The 394-nt window shown below is 40.4% G+C and carries 1 protein-coding gene; it reads right to left on the reverse strand.

From position 1 onward, the window contains the following. A partial coding sequence (locus AC5V8P_RS26170; RefSeq protein ID WP_495474128.1) for an MraY family glycosyltransferase occupies positions 1 to 394 on the reverse strand: 394 nt, incomplete at both ends.

Here is a 394-nt window from a genome sequence, read left to right on the forward strand (position 1 = left end):
AGCCAGAGAAAAACCTAAAAATAAGGACCCTGTATCACCCATAAATATTTTCGCAGGATGAAAGTTGAAAAATAGAAACCCGATAATACTGCCTAACAACACAAGGCAAAGCATGGCAACCATATAATTGCCCATTAGTAACGACATCACAAAAATAGTTCCAATCGCAATTCCCGATACACCTGCAGCCAGTCCATCCAGGCCGTCAATCAAATTGATGGCATTGGTCACACCTACGATCCAAAAAATCGTAAGCGGAATGGAAATCCAGCTTTCCAAAGATGAGTAAGCATCCTGAAAAGGTACATTTACAAAATCAACACGAATATCAAAAGCAAACACGACCATACACGCAACGGCGATTTGAGCCAAAAATTTGAGCTTTGCATTGCAT

The organism is Paenibacillus sp. N119s (assembly GCF_059447605.1).